Source organism: Bacillus pretiosus (genome assembly GCF_052947655.1).
In genome coordinates this window covers 1718993-1735834 of record NZ_CM129593.1, presented here as the reverse complement: position 1 = coordinate 1735834, position 16842 = coordinate 1718993, and the positions used below count along the sequence as shown (strand labels likewise).

General features: G+C 34.8%; 14 protein-coding genes, 1 pseudogene and 3 other annotated features. Of the genes and pseudogenes, 4 read left to right on the top strand and 11 right to left on the bottom strand.

Annotated elements, in window-relative coordinates:
- Entirely contained in the window at positions 1-900 is a 900-nt protein-coding gene (gene ilvE, locus ACU8YW_RS09070) for a branched-chain-amino-acid transaminase (protein ID WP_000528141.1), read from the bottom strand.
- A 151-nt stretch (positions 901-1051) separates the two neighbouring features.
- Positions 1052-1291, bottom strand: a binding site (T-box leader).
- A 67-nt stretch (positions 1292-1358) separates the two neighbouring features.
- Positions 1359-1604: a binding site (T-box leader), on the bottom strand.
- A 259-nt stretch (positions 1605-1863) separates the two neighbouring features.
- Between ilvE and ACU8YW_RS09065 the strand changes: the two genes are divergently transcribed.
- Positions 1864-2622 carry an SDR family oxidoreductase gene (locus tag ACU8YW_RS09065; protein ID WP_088608684.1) on the top strand — a complete coding sequence of 253 codons (759 nt, stop codon included), beginning with the start codon at positions 1864-1866 and terminating at the stop codon, positions 2620-2622.
- A gap of 49 nt (positions 2623-2671) precedes the next feature.
- On the opposite strand, the gene ACU8YW_RS09060 is transcribed toward ACU8YW_RS09065, so the two are convergent.
- The 4 genes from ACU8YW_RS09060 to ACU8YW_RS09045 are packed head-to-tail and all read right to left on the bottom strand — an operon-like array spanning position 2672 to position 7784.
- Positions 2672-3361, bottom strand: coding sequence for a response regulator transcription factor (locus ACU8YW_RS09060; RefSeq protein WP_075310075.1), 690 nt, complete (start codon positions 3359-3361; stop codon positions 2672-2674).
- A 15-nt stretch (positions 3362-3376) separates the two neighbouring features.
- The gene (locus ACU8YW_RS09055; protein WP_446894053.1) at positions 3377-4867 is read right to left on the bottom strand and encodes a sensor histidine kinase; all 1491 of its coding nucleotides are present in this window, start codon (positions 4865-4867) and stop codon (positions 3377-3379) included.
- A gap of 27 nt (positions 4868-4894) precedes the next feature.
- Positions 4895-6139: a copper resistance CopC/CopD family protein gene (locus tag ACU8YW_RS09050; protein ID WP_426933772.1), complete on the bottom strand. Its 1245-nt coding sequence runs from the start codon at positions 6137-6139 to the stop codon at positions 4895-4897.
- A 16-nt stretch (positions 6140-6155) separates the two neighbouring features.
- A complete protein-coding gene (locus ACU8YW_RS09045; RefSeq protein WP_426933773.1) occupies positions 6156-7784 on the bottom strand; it encodes a multicopper oxidase family protein in 1629 nt (542 codons plus the stop codon).
- Positions 7785-8031: 247 nt separating this feature from the next.
- Between ACU8YW_RS09045 and msrA the strand changes: the two genes are divergently transcribed.
- Complete coding sequence (gene msrA / locus ACU8YW_RS09040) at positions 8032-8568, top strand: peptide-methionine (S)-S-oxide reductase MsrA (protein WP_001291868.1); 537 nt, start codon at positions 8032-8034, stop codon at positions 8566-8568.
- 163 nt (positions 8569-8731) lie between these two features.
- On the opposite strand, the gene ACU8YW_RS09035 is transcribed toward msrA, so the two are convergent.
- The 5 genes and pseudogenes from ACU8YW_RS09035 to ACU8YW_RS09015 form a co-directional block, all read right to left on the bottom strand.
- Complete coding sequence (locus ACU8YW_RS09035; protein WP_088062987.1) at positions 8732-8932, bottom strand: hypothetical protein; 201 nt, start codon at positions 8930-8932, stop codon at positions 8732-8734.
- Positions 8933-9135: 203 nt separating this feature from the next.
- Positions 9136-10006: pseudogene (locus ACU8YW_RS09030) on the bottom strand (RCC1 domain-containing protein).
- Between the two features lie 164 nt (positions 10007-10170).
- Complete coding sequence (locus ACU8YW_RS09025) at positions 10171-10812, bottom strand: FusB/FusC family EF-G-binding protein (protein ID WP_426933774.1); 642 nt, start codon at positions 10810-10812, stop codon at positions 10171-10173.
- Positions 10813-10922: 110 nt separating this feature from the next.
- On the bottom strand, positions 10923-11609 hold the full coding sequence (locus ACU8YW_RS09020) for a DUF421 domain-containing protein (RefSeq protein ID WP_088062986.1): 687 nt from the start codon (positions 11607-11609) through the stop codon (positions 10923-10925).
- A gap of 165 nt (positions 11610-11774) precedes the next feature.
- Entirely contained in the window at positions 11775-12038 is a 264-nt protein-coding gene (locus ACU8YW_RS09015) for a CD3324 family protein (protein WP_000878309.1), read from the bottom strand.
- Between the two features lie 326 nt (positions 12039-12364).
- On the opposite strand from ACU8YW_RS09015, the gene ACU8YW_RS09010 reads away from it, so the two are divergent.
- The gene (locus ACU8YW_RS09010; RefSeq protein ID WP_088062984.1) at positions 12365-13069 is read left to right on the top strand and encodes a polysaccharide deacetylase family protein; all 705 of its coding nucleotides are present in this window, start codon (positions 12365-12367) and stop codon (positions 13067-13069) included.
- A 39-nt stretch (positions 13070-13108) separates the two neighbouring features.
- On the opposite strand, the gene ACU8YW_RS09005 is transcribed toward ACU8YW_RS09010, so the two are convergent.
- Complete coding sequence (locus ACU8YW_RS09005; RefSeq protein ID WP_060489936.1) at positions 13109-14446, bottom strand: sodium-dependent transporter; 1338 nt, start codon at positions 14444-14446, stop codon at positions 13109-13111.
- A gap of 303 nt (positions 14447-14749) precedes the next feature.
- Positions 14750-14972 (bottom strand) — a binding site (T-box leader).
- Between the two features lie 221 nt (positions 14973-15193).
- Between ACU8YW_RS09005 and ACU8YW_RS09000 the strand changes: the two genes are divergently transcribed.
- Positions 15194-16828, top strand: a complete 1635-nt coding sequence (locus ACU8YW_RS09000; protein ID WP_088062983.1) for a putative polysaccharide biosynthesis protein — start codon at positions 15194-15196, stop codon at positions 16826-16828.
- Positions 16829-16842 lie beyond the last annotated feature (14 nt).

Sequence of the window (16842 nt, the reverse complement as noted above, 5' to 3'; positions counted from 1 at the left end):
CTACAGTAAGCTCTCCGCCAGTCCTGGAACACGTACTCCTCTTTCTCTCGTTAACTTTTTAAATTCCTCTGTCAATTGTTTCGTTACACTTCCTGGTTTTCCATCTCCAATCTCTCTTGAATCAACTTTTACAACTGGAATTAATTCTGCTGCCGTTCCTGTTAAAAACACTTCATCTGCTACATATACGTCATGGCGAGTAAATGGCCTTTCCTCACATGGAATATTAAGTCGTTCACATAGCTCGATAACACTATTTCTCGTAATACCTTCTAGCGCCCCTAAGTAAGAAGGAGGTGTTAACACTTTTCCATCTTTCACAACGAAAACATTGTCTCCAGATCCTTCACAAACATATCCTTGTTGATTTAACATAAGGGCCTCTAACACTCCTGCTTGTGCCGCTTCAATTTTCACAAGTACGTTATTTAAATAGTTCATTGACTTAATACGTGGATCTAATGCATCTGGCGTATTACGTCTCGATGCAACAGATACAACGCTTAGTCCATTATCGTAAAATTCCTGTGGGAATAACTTTAATTGTTCTGCAATGATAATAACGCTCGGTTTCACACAACTTCTAGGGTCGAGCCCTAAGTCACCTTTTCCCCTTGAAACAATTAATCGAATGTAGGCATCAGCATATTCATTTTTTTGCAATGTTTGTAAAACTGCTTCTTCCATTTCGTTAACTGTCAGTGGGATTGTAAGTAGAATAGATTTTGCCGATTCGTATAATCGTTTTACATGTTCTTTTAAACAAAATACATTTCCACCGTAACTACGAATCCCTTCAAATACACCATCTCCGTATAAAAAACCGTGATCATATACTGAAACAACTGCCTTTTCTTTTTCTACAAATTCCCCATTCATATAAATATACTGGTTTCCCATCTCACATCGCTCCTCTTTTTTCTCTCTATTTTTGCAATCTATTTCTATATCGATTGCTGAGATGAGTTATTTTAACAGAATATTCAGTATATAAATCTTAAAAATATACTCGTCTCAACAATCGATTACATACATACTTGTAGCAATCCATTGCTGAGACGAGGGAATCGTGGTACCACTCAGCTTCCTTACACTTCTCACGAAATATAAGCTCTGCAAGTCCAATTAGACTTTTGTTTTTCTATCGGAAACAACTCCGCTACTTTTTACTAGTTTTCAAAAGTAGTACTCCGAGGTGATTTTCAATGATGAAATTGTTACCACCCTCACAGCTTCTGGGCAGCTCTCTGAAACAATTTTCTTCATTTACTCTCCTCTTCTACGCATTATCGTATTCTATTTTTTAAAATAAAAACTCTCGCCTCAGCAATCAACTACTACAATTTAGTAGCTTTGATTGCTGAGGCGAGAGTTTCGCGGTACCACTCAGCTTCCTTATACTTCTCGCGAAATATAAGCTTTGTAGGTCCAATTAGACCCCCGTCCTTTTACCGGAGACGATGCCGTCGCCCTCTACTCAGTTTCCCTTTCGCAAGCGATGCTCCGAGGTGATATTCAATGATTCGATTGTTACTACTCTCACAGCCTAGGAGCAGCTCTCTGAAACGATCATAACCATCTACTTTCCTCTTCTTTGCATATGTAACATATAAAGTTGAAAGATTCTTAATTAACTTTTATTTGTTAAACGTATTATAGGACGTTGTTCTTTTCATTGTCAACATGTTTTTCCAAAAAAAATAAAATTCAATCAATTCAAGAGAAGTCTATTTATTTTTTCTCAAAACAAAATCGGAATGAACTTCTTACACATACTCATATATTACTTAAGTATGTTCGCATTACTACATAAAGAAAAACAACTTAATAACATAAAAATTTTTTTGAGGAGATGAGAAAACTATGTTAAAAGGAAAAGTGGCATTAGTTACAGGAGCAAGCCGAGGAATTGGACGTGCTATTGCAAAACGTTTAGCGAACGACGGTGCATTAGTTGCTATTCATTACGGAAATCGAAAAGAAGATGCTGAAGAAACTGTTTATGAAATTCAATCAAATGGCGGATCAGCTTTTTCTATCGGTGCAAACCTTGAATCTTTACATGGTGTAGAAACCCTTTATAGTTCTTTAGATAGCGAATTACAAAAAAGAACTGGTAGTACTAAATTTGATATTTTAATAAACAACGCTGGAATTGGTCCTGGTGCTTTTATTGAAGAAACGACTGAACAATTTTTTGATAGAATGGTTTCTGTTAATGCAAAAGCACCATTCTTTATCATCCAACAAGCTCTATCTCGTTTACGTGACAATAGCCGAATTATTAATATTTCATCCGCTGCCACTCGTATTTCTTTACCTGATTTCGTTGCATATAGTATGACGAAAGGCGCTATTAATACGATGACTTTCACGCTAGCAAAACAGCTCGGAGCACAAGGAATAACAGTGAATGCAATACTTCCTGGATTTATTAAAACCGATATGAATGCAGAACTCTTGAGCGATCCAATGATGAAACAGTATGCCACTACCATTTCCGCTTTTAATCGCTTAGGTGAAGTAGAAGATATTGCCGATACCGCGGCATTTCTCGCTTCTCCAGACAGCCGCTGGGTTACTGGACAATTAATTGATGTGAGCGGAGGATCTTGTTTGTAATTTCTTAATCTACTTACGCAAAAAAAGCCAGCATTTTTGCTGGCCTTTTTCACTGTGTAAAACGATACCCTACTCCCCAAATTGTTTCGATATATGATTTATCAAATGGATCGAGTTCAATTTTGTGACGAATATTTTTCACATGGACAGCAACCGTTGCTGCATCACCAATTACATCCATCCCCCATACAGTTTCAAAGAGACGATCTTTACTAAATACTTGATTTGGATGTTCTGCCATACAAGTTAATAAATCAAATTCTTTTCCTGTTAACATGATTTCAGTTCCATTTACAAATACACGTCGGGCCGATTTATCAATAAGTAATCCTCGAATACGAATTTCATCTTTTATTTGTTCTCGTTTTCCTGTTAAACGATCATAACGAGCTAGATGAGCATTTACACGTGCCACCATTTCACTCGGGCTAAACGGTTTTATAATATAATCATCTGCTCCAAAACCTAACCCTTTAATTTTATCGATTTCCTCTTGTTTTGCGGACACCATAAGTATTGGTATGTCCTTTTCCAATCGAACTTGTTTACAAATTTCATATCCATCTATTCCCGGTAACATTATGTCTAAAATTAACAAGTCATAATCCTCCAGCAGAACTCTTTGTAACCCTTTTTCGCCAGAGTAATCAATATCTACTGTATACCCAGCAACCTCTAAATAATCCTTTTCTAACTCTGCTATAATAGCTTCATCTTCAATAATTAAAATTCTTTTCAAGATGCTCTCCTTTTTCTAATTGATTTTTTGTAATGTAAATGCCAGCGTCGTTCCTTTACCTTTTTTGCTTTCTACCCAAATATCACCACCATGTTGTGTGATAATCTGATGTGCAATTGACAAACCAAGTCCGCTTCCACCTGTTTTAGAATTTCTAGAATGATCTGCACGATAAAACCTTTCAAATATATGAGGCAACGCCTTCTCTTCTATTCCTACCCCATTATCTTTTATGTAAATCGTTACATAATCAATAGATTCGATCATGCGAATTCCTATATATCCTTCTTCTTTATCCATATACTTCACACTATTCCAAATGATATTTGTAATAACACGACGTAATTTTTCACGATCACCTTTTACCAAAATAGAAGTATCCTTTTGAGCATCCCATCTCACTGTAATTCCCTTATCTTGCAATTCAAGCTGTAGTTCTTCTATGCAATCAGATAAGTATTGGTTAATTTCAACCTCTTCAAATTGAAATGGTTCCTCTTTCAAATCAAGTTTTGAAAAGAGAAAAAGCTCGTCAATTAATTGATCCATATCAAACACTTTATGATAAATAATCGTTAAATATTTATCTAATTGTTCTGGAGTTCGAGCGATACCTTCTTTAATTCCTTGTACATAACCTTTAATAGCCGTTATTGGCGTCCGTAAATCATGAGAAATATTTGAAAGCAACTCTTTACGATTCTTTTCATATTGCATTTGCAACTCGACCGATTCCTTCAATCTGCCACGCATCTCTTCAAACGATAAACTTAATTCACCTATTTCATCTTTCGCAAGTGGCTTTACTTGAAAATCTAAATCACCCTTTTGAATTCTTTCCGTTGCCTGCTTTAATGAATGCAATGGTTTAATAATACTCCGTGATATAAAATATGTTAATATTCCATTCGTAATAATTAACCCAAGTATTAAAGAGAATACGAAATACGGGAAAAATTCTCTAATCATTTCTTCTAAAGGATTTACATACTCAAATACAAAAATACTGACCTTATCCTTCTCTTCATCGTAGTAATCAAATTGCTTATAGTAAAAAGAATTACCCTCTATTTTCACATCCATTCCCTTTCTTTGTCCTTCCGTTTCAAATGCGGGTAGGTATTTATCAAAAGAAGAGATTTTAAAATATGGGGATGAATATGTAAGCTCATCATTTTTTCGAATTAGTAATCCTGCTTGATTATCGTTTAATTCTTTATCAGTTTCCTTTAAAAAATGTATATCCTCCAATTTATCTGGAGCATACGATGAAAGAATTTTCAACCTACTGAAAATATCATCTTCATCTTCTTTTGTACGAATAGCTCCCTCCTGCTCTTTATCAATGAGAGAATGACTATTTTGATTAAGACCAATGATTGCTTTTGCAATACGAATATCACCAAATAAAGTAACACTAATTAACATAACTGCTATACCGCAAAAAACGATTGGAATAATTACCATCGCAACATACGACAACAGCAATCTAATACGGATTGACATTACAGAACTCCTATGAACATTATAATTTTAGCTTGTTACAGAATTCACCGGAAACGAAACTTGACTCATCCAAATACCAGCTAATAATACGAGTATAGCTAGAACCATTTCTAAGAGCAATAAACGGCGATTAACTGTTCCAATATCGATACCCCATGTTTTCGTTTGTCTCCATGCTACAATTGTAATTATACATACAGTAAGAATCTTTATATTTAAAAGGTTCGTCCATATTGAATTAAAATTAAAAAGTACCCAATTCCTTGTCTGTAGAAACACAATTAATTCCCCAGAAAGAAATGCTAGAATAAATGAAATACCAGCAATACTACTAAAATGTTTACGGAAACGCTTTTGATCAAATGTAATTTTGTATAATGTTGTCCACGCTATAACAAGAACTAAATAAATAAGTGCTCCTAGCCACACTGCAATACTCATAACATGGACCATTCTAATTATAACTGCTGCCCAATTTGGATTAGTAATCCATACATGACCTGTGAAAGAAAAACTCGCAACAAGAAATCCCCAAACTAGCGCATACCATTCGTTCCCCATATGTTGCAAAGACATAAGAACTAATAATAGCAGTTGAATCATAATAATAACTGAAAATGGCGAATGAATAAGTAAACTTCCCTTCGGAATAACTGACTTATATACTATTAATTCAGCTATTAATCCTACTACAAGTATAGAGAAGAAAATCTTTTTCATATTCTTCATTCTTTGCAATATGGACGGTAATCTATAACGTTTAACAAACATATCGAGCCACTTTACTCCTGCTCCAATTAAAATCATTCCCTCTACAATATAGCGTAGTGTTACTATCATAACATCTGAAAATACTGAGCCACTCCCACTCGCATTTCCCTCTACCACTACATTAGTTTGTACTTCTTCTCCAATTGAAAAGGGATAGCTGCCCTCACTCGGATGTCCGTCTGCAGAAATCATAGACCACCTTACTGTGTAAGTACCATTATTTAAGTTTGGTAATTTCACTTTTATTTTTGTTGGGTTATCTAATATTTCAACCTTTGATACTTGCACTCTCTTTGCACTTGGATCTAGCAGTTCAATATTGACTACATTTCCTGTAACTGGTTCACTAAATTCAAGAATAATCTGTTCCGGTTGTACTGTAAGAACCTCCCCCTCTTTAGGGGTGGCTCCTACAACACTTGTATGAGCAAATACACTACTATGAGAAAATAAAAATATACTTACACTTGTTAAAATAAATACTATCATTCTATAAAGCATGAAAACCTCCGTATTATTATTCTGGATGATTACCTGAGTGATCTCCGGTAGAAAATGGAGTAGTTACCCCCTCATAATTCATCATCGTATGCATTCCTTTTTCCGCATGAACGAGATGATGACAATGAACCATCCATAGTCCACTATTATTTGCCTCTAAAGCAATTTCATATTCTTCTCCCGGAAAAACATTAACTGTATCTAAGTAAATCGGACTTCCCTCCATTGGTTTACCATTTTTAGAAATAACTTGGAATGTATGTCCATGCAAATGCATTGGATGAATTTCTTCTCCCTTATTTTTAAAGCGAATCTTAACTTTATCTCCTTTCTCTACTTTAATGGGTGGAATGTCAGGTGATGTCTTTCCATTAATCGTATACACCCATTTTTCTTGTCCATTTACATCTTTCACACCTTCTGCCAAATCCATATCATAGACCTTTGTAAACTTTGAATCTATCGTAAACTTGCCAACTTCTTTTTCTCCATATTTCGTAAAATCAAACCATGGATAACTCTTTATATCAATAGGTTTTTTCGGCAAAGAACCGTTCCCAATAGTCGCCGTTAACATTCGATTCATTTTCTTAGATGGATCCACATTAATAAGTTTTACACTCGTTGTTTCCGGCATTTTAAAAACAAGGTCATAACGTTGTGCAGCTCCCATCGGAAGAATTGCTTTATCTAGCTCGTCCCCACCTTTTATATCACGACCATCTAATGCGATAATTTGAAATGGCGCCCCAACTAATGTCATTAAATGCGTATTATTCCCAGCATTAATTAAGCGAAGGCGTACTGTTTCACCTGGTTTCGCATCCAATCGTAGTCCCTCACTTGTATCATTTAATGTAAATACATCGTAATCATCTCCATCAGATAAATCTTTGAGTTGATCATTACTTGGCATCATTAACGGGCCTTCTAAAGTTTGCGCCTTTTCATTTCGAATATGATTGCTAGGGTAGCTATCCCAATCTTTATCTTGTTCGCCATTATGCTTACGGGTTTTTATGGCTCCTGTTTTCCATTCATGGATCGCCACTGTATAATCCTTTTCATATTTTACAGCTGGTTTATTCGGTTCAATAACGATGGTTCCAAATAGTCCCCGCTCCGTTTGTATTGAACTTTTTTGATGTGAATGATACCAATATGTCCCCACCTGATCAGCATTAAATGCGTATGTATATGTTTCACCTGGTTTTATAGCATTTTGCGTAACACCTGGAACACCGTCTACCGCCGCAGGAACATCTAATCCGTGCCAATGGATTGTAACTGGTTCTGGCAATTCATTTTTCAAATTTACAACAATACGTTCACCTTGTTTAACTCGAATTTGAGTACCCGGTGATGTTCCATCAAAGGTCCATGCATCTACCTTTTTCCCATCTCCCAAATCTAAACTTGCTACTTTCGCCGTAATATTAAAAGTTTTTGTAACCCTTTTTTTGGCATCTGAATTAGCAATAGATGTAATTGATTCTGAAGTAGATGTTGCATCTGTTAACTTCTTTTTTTCATTTGTACCTGGGTAATTATTTATTAAAAAATATCCAAAAATAACTAACCCTAATAATAAGCATGCCGCAATCAATATATTTCTTAAATCGCTTTGTATAAATTCCTTTTTCATATTAGTCTCTCTTTCATTTTTTGTTGTAAACTATTAATTTTCATACGTGGATTCATTGTCTATCACCTCACATCTTCACTTCGATTCACATCATAACACTCAGAAAAAAAGAAACTTTGAAGGAATTTTAAAGACTTTATAAAGAAATATATTTCAATTTCCCTTTACTTCTAAATCTTTTTTATTGCGTAATAAAAAAGATTGTATAATACTATATAAAACATATATATTTAGGAGGATTACAACAATGTCCGAAAAAACATACGAACTCGCAACCTTCGCAGGCGGTTGCTTTTGGTGCATGGTAAAGCCATTTGATGAACTTCCTGGTATTCATAAAGTACTTTCTGGCTATGCAGGTGGTCATGTAGAAAACCCAACATATGAACAAGTAAAAGCTGGTACATCTGGTCATTTAGAAGTTGTACAAATTACATTCGATCCTTCTATTTTTCCATATGAAAAATTACTAGATTTATATTGGCCACAAATCGATCCAACTGATGATGGCGGACAATTCTTTGACCGTGGTCCCTCTTATCGCACTGCTATTTTTTATCATAATGAAACGCAAAAAGAGCTTGCTGAAAAATCAAAACAAGCTCTTGCAGAAAGCGGTATGTTTAAAGAGCCAATCGTAACTGAAATCCGCCCGGCTGCACCTTTTTATGAGGCTGAAGAATACCATCAACATTTTTATAAAAAAAATCCGGAGAAATATGCTACTGAGCAAAAAGAATCTGGCCGTGAAGACTTTATAAAAGAAAATTGGCAAAAAAAATAATAAAAATGCATCGTAACTTTTAAGTACGATGCATTTTTATCTTTGAAAAAAGTACCATGCAATAATGAGAACAACCGCTGTTAATGTCCAAAGTGCGATTTCATTTTTCACTCTACTCTTTTTCTTATTCATTTCCTCTCCTCCTAATAGCAATACAACATATTCAAGATTTCCTCTGTTTAATTGTCCACCTTATATACGTGAATACATCCTTACAAATTTTTATAACAAGACCACCGACGATTCCGATTGCAATTGAAATTACTAACATCTGTACAAAACTAAAAGTAGTTGTGTATGTTATGTAGATAACAATGCATACAAGTAAAACATCCGGTAAAGAAAGCAAAAACTTTTTAAGCATTTCTTCAGCTCTCCTATGCTTTATTTGTAATTTATACTTTCTACTGTAGCTTTGAAATAAAGTTTGTTCAAAAATTCCATTTAGACACTCATTTTATGGAAAAGAATAAGAACCTCTTTTAAAAAGGGGTTCTTATCTACATATCCTATTCCATAATTACTCCTAAAATAGAATAATATTACTAGTGATTTGTTGTGAATTAACTATTTGCTAGGCAATCGGATGTTACGCCAGCTACCTACATCGCATTGACCGTATGTATTATCACCTACTGCTACCACCGTGCCATCTAATTTCAGACCGACCGTATGCGCACAACCCGCCGCTATCACTACAATATCACGCCAATCGCTTACATTACATTGACCATACTCATTCCAGCCGACTGCCACCACGGTACCGTCTGATTTAAGTCCGATTGTATGATTCGTACCAGCTGCCTACATCGCATTGACCAAGTTTATTATTACCCACTGCCATCACTTTGCCATCCGATTTCAAACCAACAGTATGAAGATAACCTGCCGCCAACTCCACCATACCACGCCATCCACTTACATTGCATTGGCCATATCGATTATTCCCCACAGTCGTCACTGTTCCGTCCATTTTAAGACCAACTGTATGCCAGTCACCCGCCGTGACCACCACAATATCTCTCCAGCTACTTATATTACATTCTCCTTCTTTATTTCGCCCCACTGCTACTACTGTGCCATCCGGTTTAAGGCCAATGGTACAACGCCACCCCGCCGCAACCGATACAATATTATGCCAGTCGTTTACATCACATTGATCATGCTTATTCCACCCCACCGCTTCCACAGTATTATCACTTTTAAGAGCGATTGTATGAGCATTACCCGTGTTCGTCGCCATATGAACATTGCCCGCTGCGACTGCTTCAATATCACACCAACCGCTTACATTGCATTCTCCTTCTTTATTTCGCCCCACTGCCACAACTGTGCCATCCGATTTAAGAGCAACTGTATGACCACGACCTGCCGCTATCGTATCTTTAGGCCACCGTTTCACTTTTAACATTTCTTCTTTCGGTGAAATGTAATTCATGTTTTACCTCCTTGCATATAAGCAACTGTATCCAAATAGATATTTTTATCTAATTTCATTATAAATGACCCGACTTTTTTTATAAATTTACAGCTACAAAAGAAGCCTATTACTACTTCTTCAAAAAATAAAAACCTCCAGTTTAAATACTAGAGGTTCCTTCTTTATTTCTGCAATCGTTCAATAAAATCGTTCAATTTATCAAGTGATTTCATATTCTGATTACAAGCTACACCATCTTTGCAAATATAGTTTCCCTTTTTCACAAAGGTTCCTTGTACATCACCTTTAATTTCAACTAAAAACATCCCAACTTCTTCATGTCCATGACATAATGAACAAATGCTCTTTTTATTTAAGCTCTGGAACGTTCCTTGCAGACCAACAAACTTATTTTTATCATTTTTCGCTATTATAAATTTCCTGCTTGACCCTTTATCAATCCAGCTTAAATAAGATAATTCTTTCATGTTCAGTTCTTCCATATCAGGAAGTTTTAATTTTTTCGCTTTAGGAAATAATTTTTTTAATGTTTGCGCTGTAACTTCCTGAAACGGAATGACATACGGATTTATTTTCAGTAAAAACGATTCTGCATCTTCTCTATTTTGAACTGTTAATACGGTATCAATTAACTCTTTCTGTTCATCCGTTAAATTCTCAAATACATGTATTATCTTTTCAATCGCTAGTGATTTTAACGCTTGAATTACACCTCTATCATTTGCAGTTGCGTGCCCATTTGCTAAAATATAAGCTTGTGATTTTATAAAATTATATTGATCACTTCTAATAAAAGCTTCCATCTTTATCACTCCATACAAATTGTTGATCTAGTCTTATTGTATACAATGATTCAGCTTTTTGATATGTAAAAGATAACTTAGAAACGAATATTACATACATCGATTATATTTTACCGCTCCATTTCCTGACAAAAGAAACCATCGTCTGTTTTCCATTCAGCATATAATACATCCTCAAATTTAGTAATCCCTCTTTGCTTTATTTGCTTATACAGCCATCCTTCATCAAAACCAGCTTCCCTCAAATTATCTTTCACTACTTTTCCATCACTAATTAATGAAATTGGTAAGTATACAGGCTTATGTTTTAAACTTAAATCATTTATAGTAGGAGATTCATATTTGCTCTTTTTCAGAACGCTTATGTTTCCGTTAGGTTCCAAAATCATATATTCAACTTCTCGAATTGAAAAAATATCTTTTTGCTGCCTAAGCATTTGTTGTAATTGATTAATATCTAAATGATTTGAACTTAATTGTTCTCGGTCAATTTTTCCATTACGGATAATAATTGAAGGATACCCTTCAAAAAACCTTCTTGTTCCTCTTATTTTTTGTGTTATCACTTCTATTGAATAAATTAAAATTACCCAAACAAATACTGAATATAAAATAGACCACACTTTAATTTTAGGATCATATATTGAATTTCCAACGAGCTCACCAAGGACGATAGCTGAAATAAAATCAAAGGGGGTTAGCTGAGATATTTGTGTTTTCCCTAGTATTTTTGTAGCAATTAATAGAACAAAGAAACCAATTAAAAGCTCTATCGTTATTTGTCCAATATGATTCATAAATGCTCACCTTTCTGCTTTTCACTCAAATGTTCTATATTCTATTTAGTAAAAAAACGACACATTTTTCTATTATTTTGTCCATTCATACGCAATATATCCAATAGATACAAAACAAAAAAAGAGTCTAGTTCAATTTAATAATTGAACTAGACTCTTTTATTTTTATTTAGAATACACGATCTTTTTAATCGTTTCTCCGGAAAGAAAATGCTCCTCCGCAAGTTGATGAATGGAAATTCCGCTTTTAAACGCTTCTTTAATAGCTTTATTTCTTTCATCTAATTGTTTTCTTCCTCCAGATCGTGTACCCCATTTATAATGTTTCGTTTCTTGTTTTGGAATGTAAATTGTTTCACCTTGTATATACTTTTGAATTTCAGTAATTAAACTTTCTGGTAAAACTGTCGCAGCTTTAACGTATTTCATTTCTGCTCGCCCCTTATTTTTTATGGTTCATTTCAATAAGGTGCAAAGCCAAATATAAAAAATGATACGAGCTCATTTAGGCGATTGTATATTACTTGTCTACCTCACGCAAAGTATCGCCATTTCCATACTTGGCTTTGCATGAGACGCTGCAGTGTCCGGCAATTGAATTGTAATCGCCATATAAACACCTCCTAATATACCTTTTGCATTTTATTATATGATAAATTCCTCCCCCTTGCATCTACATCCTTTTTAAAGCATGAAATTACTTAGTTTGATATAATACTTTTTAGTCCAATTCAAAAATATAGTGAGGTTGCTTTATGAAAAAGAAAATAATTATTACAATCGTTACATTATTCATTATTACTGTAGCATTATTTGGAACATACAAATTGATGAACGCAAGAAGTTTTCAATTGTTTGGAAATTTAACAAACCGAGTAGAAACAAATGAAAAAGTGATTGCTTTAACTTTTGATGATGGTCCTACGAACAATGTAAAACAAATATTACCGCTACTAGATACATACAATGCAAAAGCTACTTTCTTTTTAATCGGAAATGAATTAGAAAAAAACCTATCGTTAGGAGAATCTATCGTACAATCTGGACACCAAGTTGGAAACCATACATATTCTCATAACAGAATGGTTTTTAAAACACCTTCTTTTATTAAAGAAGAAATAGAAAAAACGAATTCATTAATCCGCCAAACAGGATATACAGGCGAAATTGATTTTAGACCACCTAACGGAAAAAAGCTAATTGGTCTGCCCTATTATTTAAATAAAAATAATATCGAAACAATCACATGGGACCTTGAACCTGATACTTTTTATAAATCTGCTGCTGATAAAATTGAATATGTTAATAAAAATGTACAACCAGGTTCTATCATTTTATTACACTCTATGTACGATGAGTCTAATGAAAATTTACAGACCATTGAAGGTATTTTAGACTCATTATCTAAGAAGGGCTATCAGTTCGTAACAGTAAACGAACTGCAAAAAAGAGCAAAGTAAAAAGGTAGCGTATCATAGAGCGATACGCTACCTTTCTTTTTAAATAATGCCAAGTACATTTAAGAATACGATAATAATCGCAATTGGTGCGATAAAGCGAAGTAAGAATAACCATAATACGAACAGTTTATAGCCTTTATTTTTACTTACACCAAGCTCTTTCATTAATACATCTTTCTTCATTTTTAAAGGAACAAAGATGGAAACTAATAAAACACCAAGTGGCATTAGTACGTTACTCACTGCATAGTCCGCTAAATCAAAGATTGTCTTTCCGAAAATTTTCAGATCACTTAATATACCAAATGATAATGCTGATGGTACTCCAACAACGAAGATTAATAAACCTACGATTAAGGCCGTTTTTTCACGTTTGCCTTTACCTTTTGATGTTAACGACGCAACACTAATTTCTAGCATAGAAATAGCAGATGTAATCGTTGCGAAGAAGAACAGCAATAAGAAAATAACGAAGAATACTTTTCCGAACGCCATTTTACTGAAAATAGCAGGTAATACGATAAATAATAATCCTGGTCCTTGAGATGGTTCTAATCCAAATGCAAATACAACTGGGAAAATTGCAAGTCCTGCAAGTAATGTAATTACTAATGTTAAAGCTACGATAGAAAATGCTGAACGCGGTAAACTTTCTTCCTTCGGTAAGTATGAACTATATGTTACCATTACTGCTACACCGACCGATAATGAGAAGAACGATTGACCCATCGCATATAAAATAACTTCTGATGTTACATGTGAGAAATCAGGTTGTAAGAAGAAACGAACTCCTTCTCCCGCGCCGTCTAATGTAAGGGCACGAACAATTAATACAAAGAATAAAACGAATAGCGCTGGCATGAAATATTTATTTACTTTTTCAACACCGTTTTGTACGCCTTTACTTACGATAAAAATAGTAATAAGAATGAATAATAACTGTGCTCCTACTGCTAAATAAGGATTGGAAATGATTTCACCAAACGTAGCTTCGTATGCGCCATTTCCTTCCCATAGTCTACCTGTAATTGCATTCCATAAGTATAATAAAATCCATCCCCCTACAACACTGTAGAAAGAAAGTAATATGAAACAAGTTATAATCCCTAATTTCCCTAACCATGGCCATAATGTTTTGGGTGCAATTTCTCTATATGCATCAACAGCCTCTTTTTGTGTACTTCTTCCGATAACGAATTCAGCTAATAATAGCGGTAAACCAATTAATAATGTGAAACCGATGAAAATAAGGAAGAACGCCCCGCCTCCTCCGATGCCGGCCATATATGGGAATTTCCAAATCGCCCCAAGACCAATTGCTGAACCTGCTGCAGCTAATACGAAACCTAATTTCGATGTCCATTGCTGTGAATTCATTTGTTAATCTCCTCTCTGTCTCTTTTTCTTTGTTTCAGTTCAGTATTTATATTGTTCTATCAATACTCTTTTCTAATACGTTCACTTCCTCCCTAATAATAAAAAAAACGCCCCTACGTAAATACGTAGGGACGACAAAAATATCGCGGTACCACCCTAGTTATGAAGATACAACAAAGTTAGGACCTAAATAAAAAACGTCCCTACGCAAATACGTAGGGACGATAAATTATCGCGGTACCACCCTAGTTATGAAGCCACAACAAAGTTAGGACCTAAATAAAAAACGTCCCTACGTAAATACGTAGGGACGATAAATATCGCGGTACCACCCTAGTTGTGAAACAATCTTCACCACTTTATTTGATAACGGTATAAACTACCGTCTTTCATTTCCTCACAATGTGAGATTTATGAAAGATGCTCCAGGACGAACTTCATGAATAATCTATATACTGATTCACACCAACCATCAGCTCTCTGAAATAGGGAGATATTCACTACTATACCCTTTCATTGCCCAAATATTATTTTCCGAATTGATTACTATCATTTTTATCACACATTAAAAATAGTGTCAACTTATATTTTGAATTTTTATGTATTACGTTCTATTTAAAAAATGTAAAATATGACTTTTAAATGAATAATATTAGAATATTTATGTTCCATACTATATTAACTTCTCTAACAGGTTTATAGTAGTATACGATAAATGCAAGACAGCACGAGTAGGAGGAAAGAATTTTGTCTACTTCAAAAGTTTTAAAAGGTACTGCTTTATTAAGTGGTGCAACAATGATTTCACGTATATTAGGTTTTATATACTTCTTCCCTTTTCAACTATTAGTCGGAACACAAGGGGTCGCTTTATATGGATATGCATACTCTTGGTACGGTATTTTATTAAGCTTCTCAACAGCTGGTATTCCTATTGCCGTTTCCAAATTTGTTGCAAAGCATAATGCGCTCGGTGATTATAGTACAAGCAAAAAATTATACAACTCTAGCGTAAAATTAATGTTGTTTATGGGCTTTTTAGGTTTTTTAACTTTATTTATTGGAGCACCATACATATCACAATTTATTATTCGCTCGAAAACGCCAGATCCACAATTTATCGCCGACGTAACACTTACGATGCGAGCATTAAGTTTCGCACTTATTATCGTACCAGCTATGAGTGTTACACGTGGCTATTTCCAAGGTTTTCAACATATGAAACCAAGTGCCGTTTCTCAAGTCGTAGAACAAATTGCGCGCGTGGTTTTCATTTTAGTTGGTAGTTTTATCGTTTCAAAACTATTAGGGGGTTCAGTCGCCTCTTCTGTTGCAGTTGCTACGTTTGGCGCTGTTATCGGAGCGCTTGCCAGCGTTTCGATTTTAATGCTGTACTGGAAAAAATATAATAGATTAAAGCCTCCCGAAGGAGAATTAAAGTCAAGGGCATCGAATATTCCATTAAAAAATATTTATATGGAATTACTTCGATATGCAATCCCAATTGTATTTGTCGGTATTGCAATTCCACTCTACACGTTAGTAGATCAATATACTGTAGCTGATGTCCTTAGGGCGATGGGCGAGCCGTTAGAAACAGCGAATGCAGTTTTCGCTTATATAACGAACTATGCCCAAAAGTTAATTATGATTCCAGCTTCTCTTGCAACTGGATTCTCATTAACGATCATTCCGGCTATAACGAAATCGTATACAAGCGGGAAACTAGAAGAACTACAAGAACAAATTGCAAAGATATTTCAAGTCTTATTATTCTTCACTATCCCAGCTGCATTCGGTCTTGCTAGCATCGCTTACGATGCATTCCGTATGGTTTATGTAAATCCTGAAATTGCACTTGGGGGATCACAATATTTAATTTCATTTGCACCTTCTGCTATATTAAGTGCGATTTTCACAGTTTCAGCAGCTATATTACAAGGAATCGATTATCAAAGAAAAACGATGATCGCTTTCTCAGTCGGTATTCTCGTTAAAGTTTTAGTAAATACACCGCTCTTACATTTATTTGGCGGACACGGTGCTGTACTTGGAACAATTCTTGGATACCTCGTTTCCAATGTTATTATGTTGTACTGCATCATTAAGTTTGCGAAATTTAAAATTGGTGAGACAGCAAAAACAGTACTTCTTATTACAATTTACTCCGCTGCAATGTCTGCTGTTGTAATTGCATTAAAAGCGATTTTAAAATGGATGATTCCTGGACAATCCTATATGGAATCACTTCTCATTGTCTTTATATGCGGCGCTGTAGGAGGGATTGTTTATCTTTTATTCGTCCTAACGAGCGGACTTGCTTCACATATTCTCGGTGATAGACTTCAACGATTACCCATACTAGGTAAATTAGTCAAATAAAAAGAAGGGAGGTA

Coding starts and splice junctions, on each gene's coding strand:
- ilvE (WP_000528141.1), bottom strand. CDS start 900: ATGGGAAACCAGTATATTTATATGAATGGGGAATTTGTAGAAAAAGAA.
- ACU8YW_RS09065 (WP_088608684.1), top strand. CDS start 1,864: ATGTTAAAAGGAAAAGTGGCATTAGTTACAGGAGCAAGCCGAGGAATT.
- ACU8YW_RS09055 (WP_446894053.1), bottom strand. CDS start 4,867: ATGTCAATCCGTATTAGATTGCTGTTGTCGTATGTTGCGATGGTAATT.
- ACU8YW_RS09050 (WP_426933772.1), bottom strand. CDS start 6,139: ATGCTTTATAGAATGATAGTATTTATTTTAACAAGTGTAAGTATATTT.
- ACU8YW_RS09045 (WP_426933773.1), bottom strand. CDS start 7,784: ATGAAAAAGGAATTTATACAAAGCGATTTAAGAAATATATTGATTGCG.
- msrA (WP_001291868.1), top strand. CDS start 8,032: ATGTCCGAAAAAACATACGAACTCGCAACCTTCGCAGGCGGTTGCTTT.
- ACU8YW_RS09035 (WP_088062987.1), bottom strand. CDS start 8,932: ATGCTTAAAAAGTTTTTGCTTTCTTTACCGGATGTTTTACTTGTATGC.
- ACU8YW_RS09025 (WP_426933774.1), bottom strand. CDS start 10,812: ATGGAAGCTTTTATTAGAAGTGATCAATATAATTTTATAAAATCACAA.
- ACU8YW_RS09020 (WP_088062986.1), bottom strand. CDS start 11,609: ATGAATCATATTGGACAAATAACGATAGAGCTTTTAATTGGTTTCTTT.
- ACU8YW_RS09015 (WP_000878309.1), bottom strand. CDS start 12,038: ATGAAATACGTTAAAGCTGCGACAGTTTTACCAGAAAGTTTAATTACT.
- ACU8YW_RS09010 (WP_088062984.1), top strand. CDS start 12,365: ATGAAAAAGAAAATAATTATTACAATCGTTACATTATTCATTATTACT.
- ACU8YW_RS09005 (WP_060489936.1), bottom strand. CDS start 14,446: ATGAATTCACAGCAATGGACATCGAAATTAGGTTTCGTATTAGCTGCA.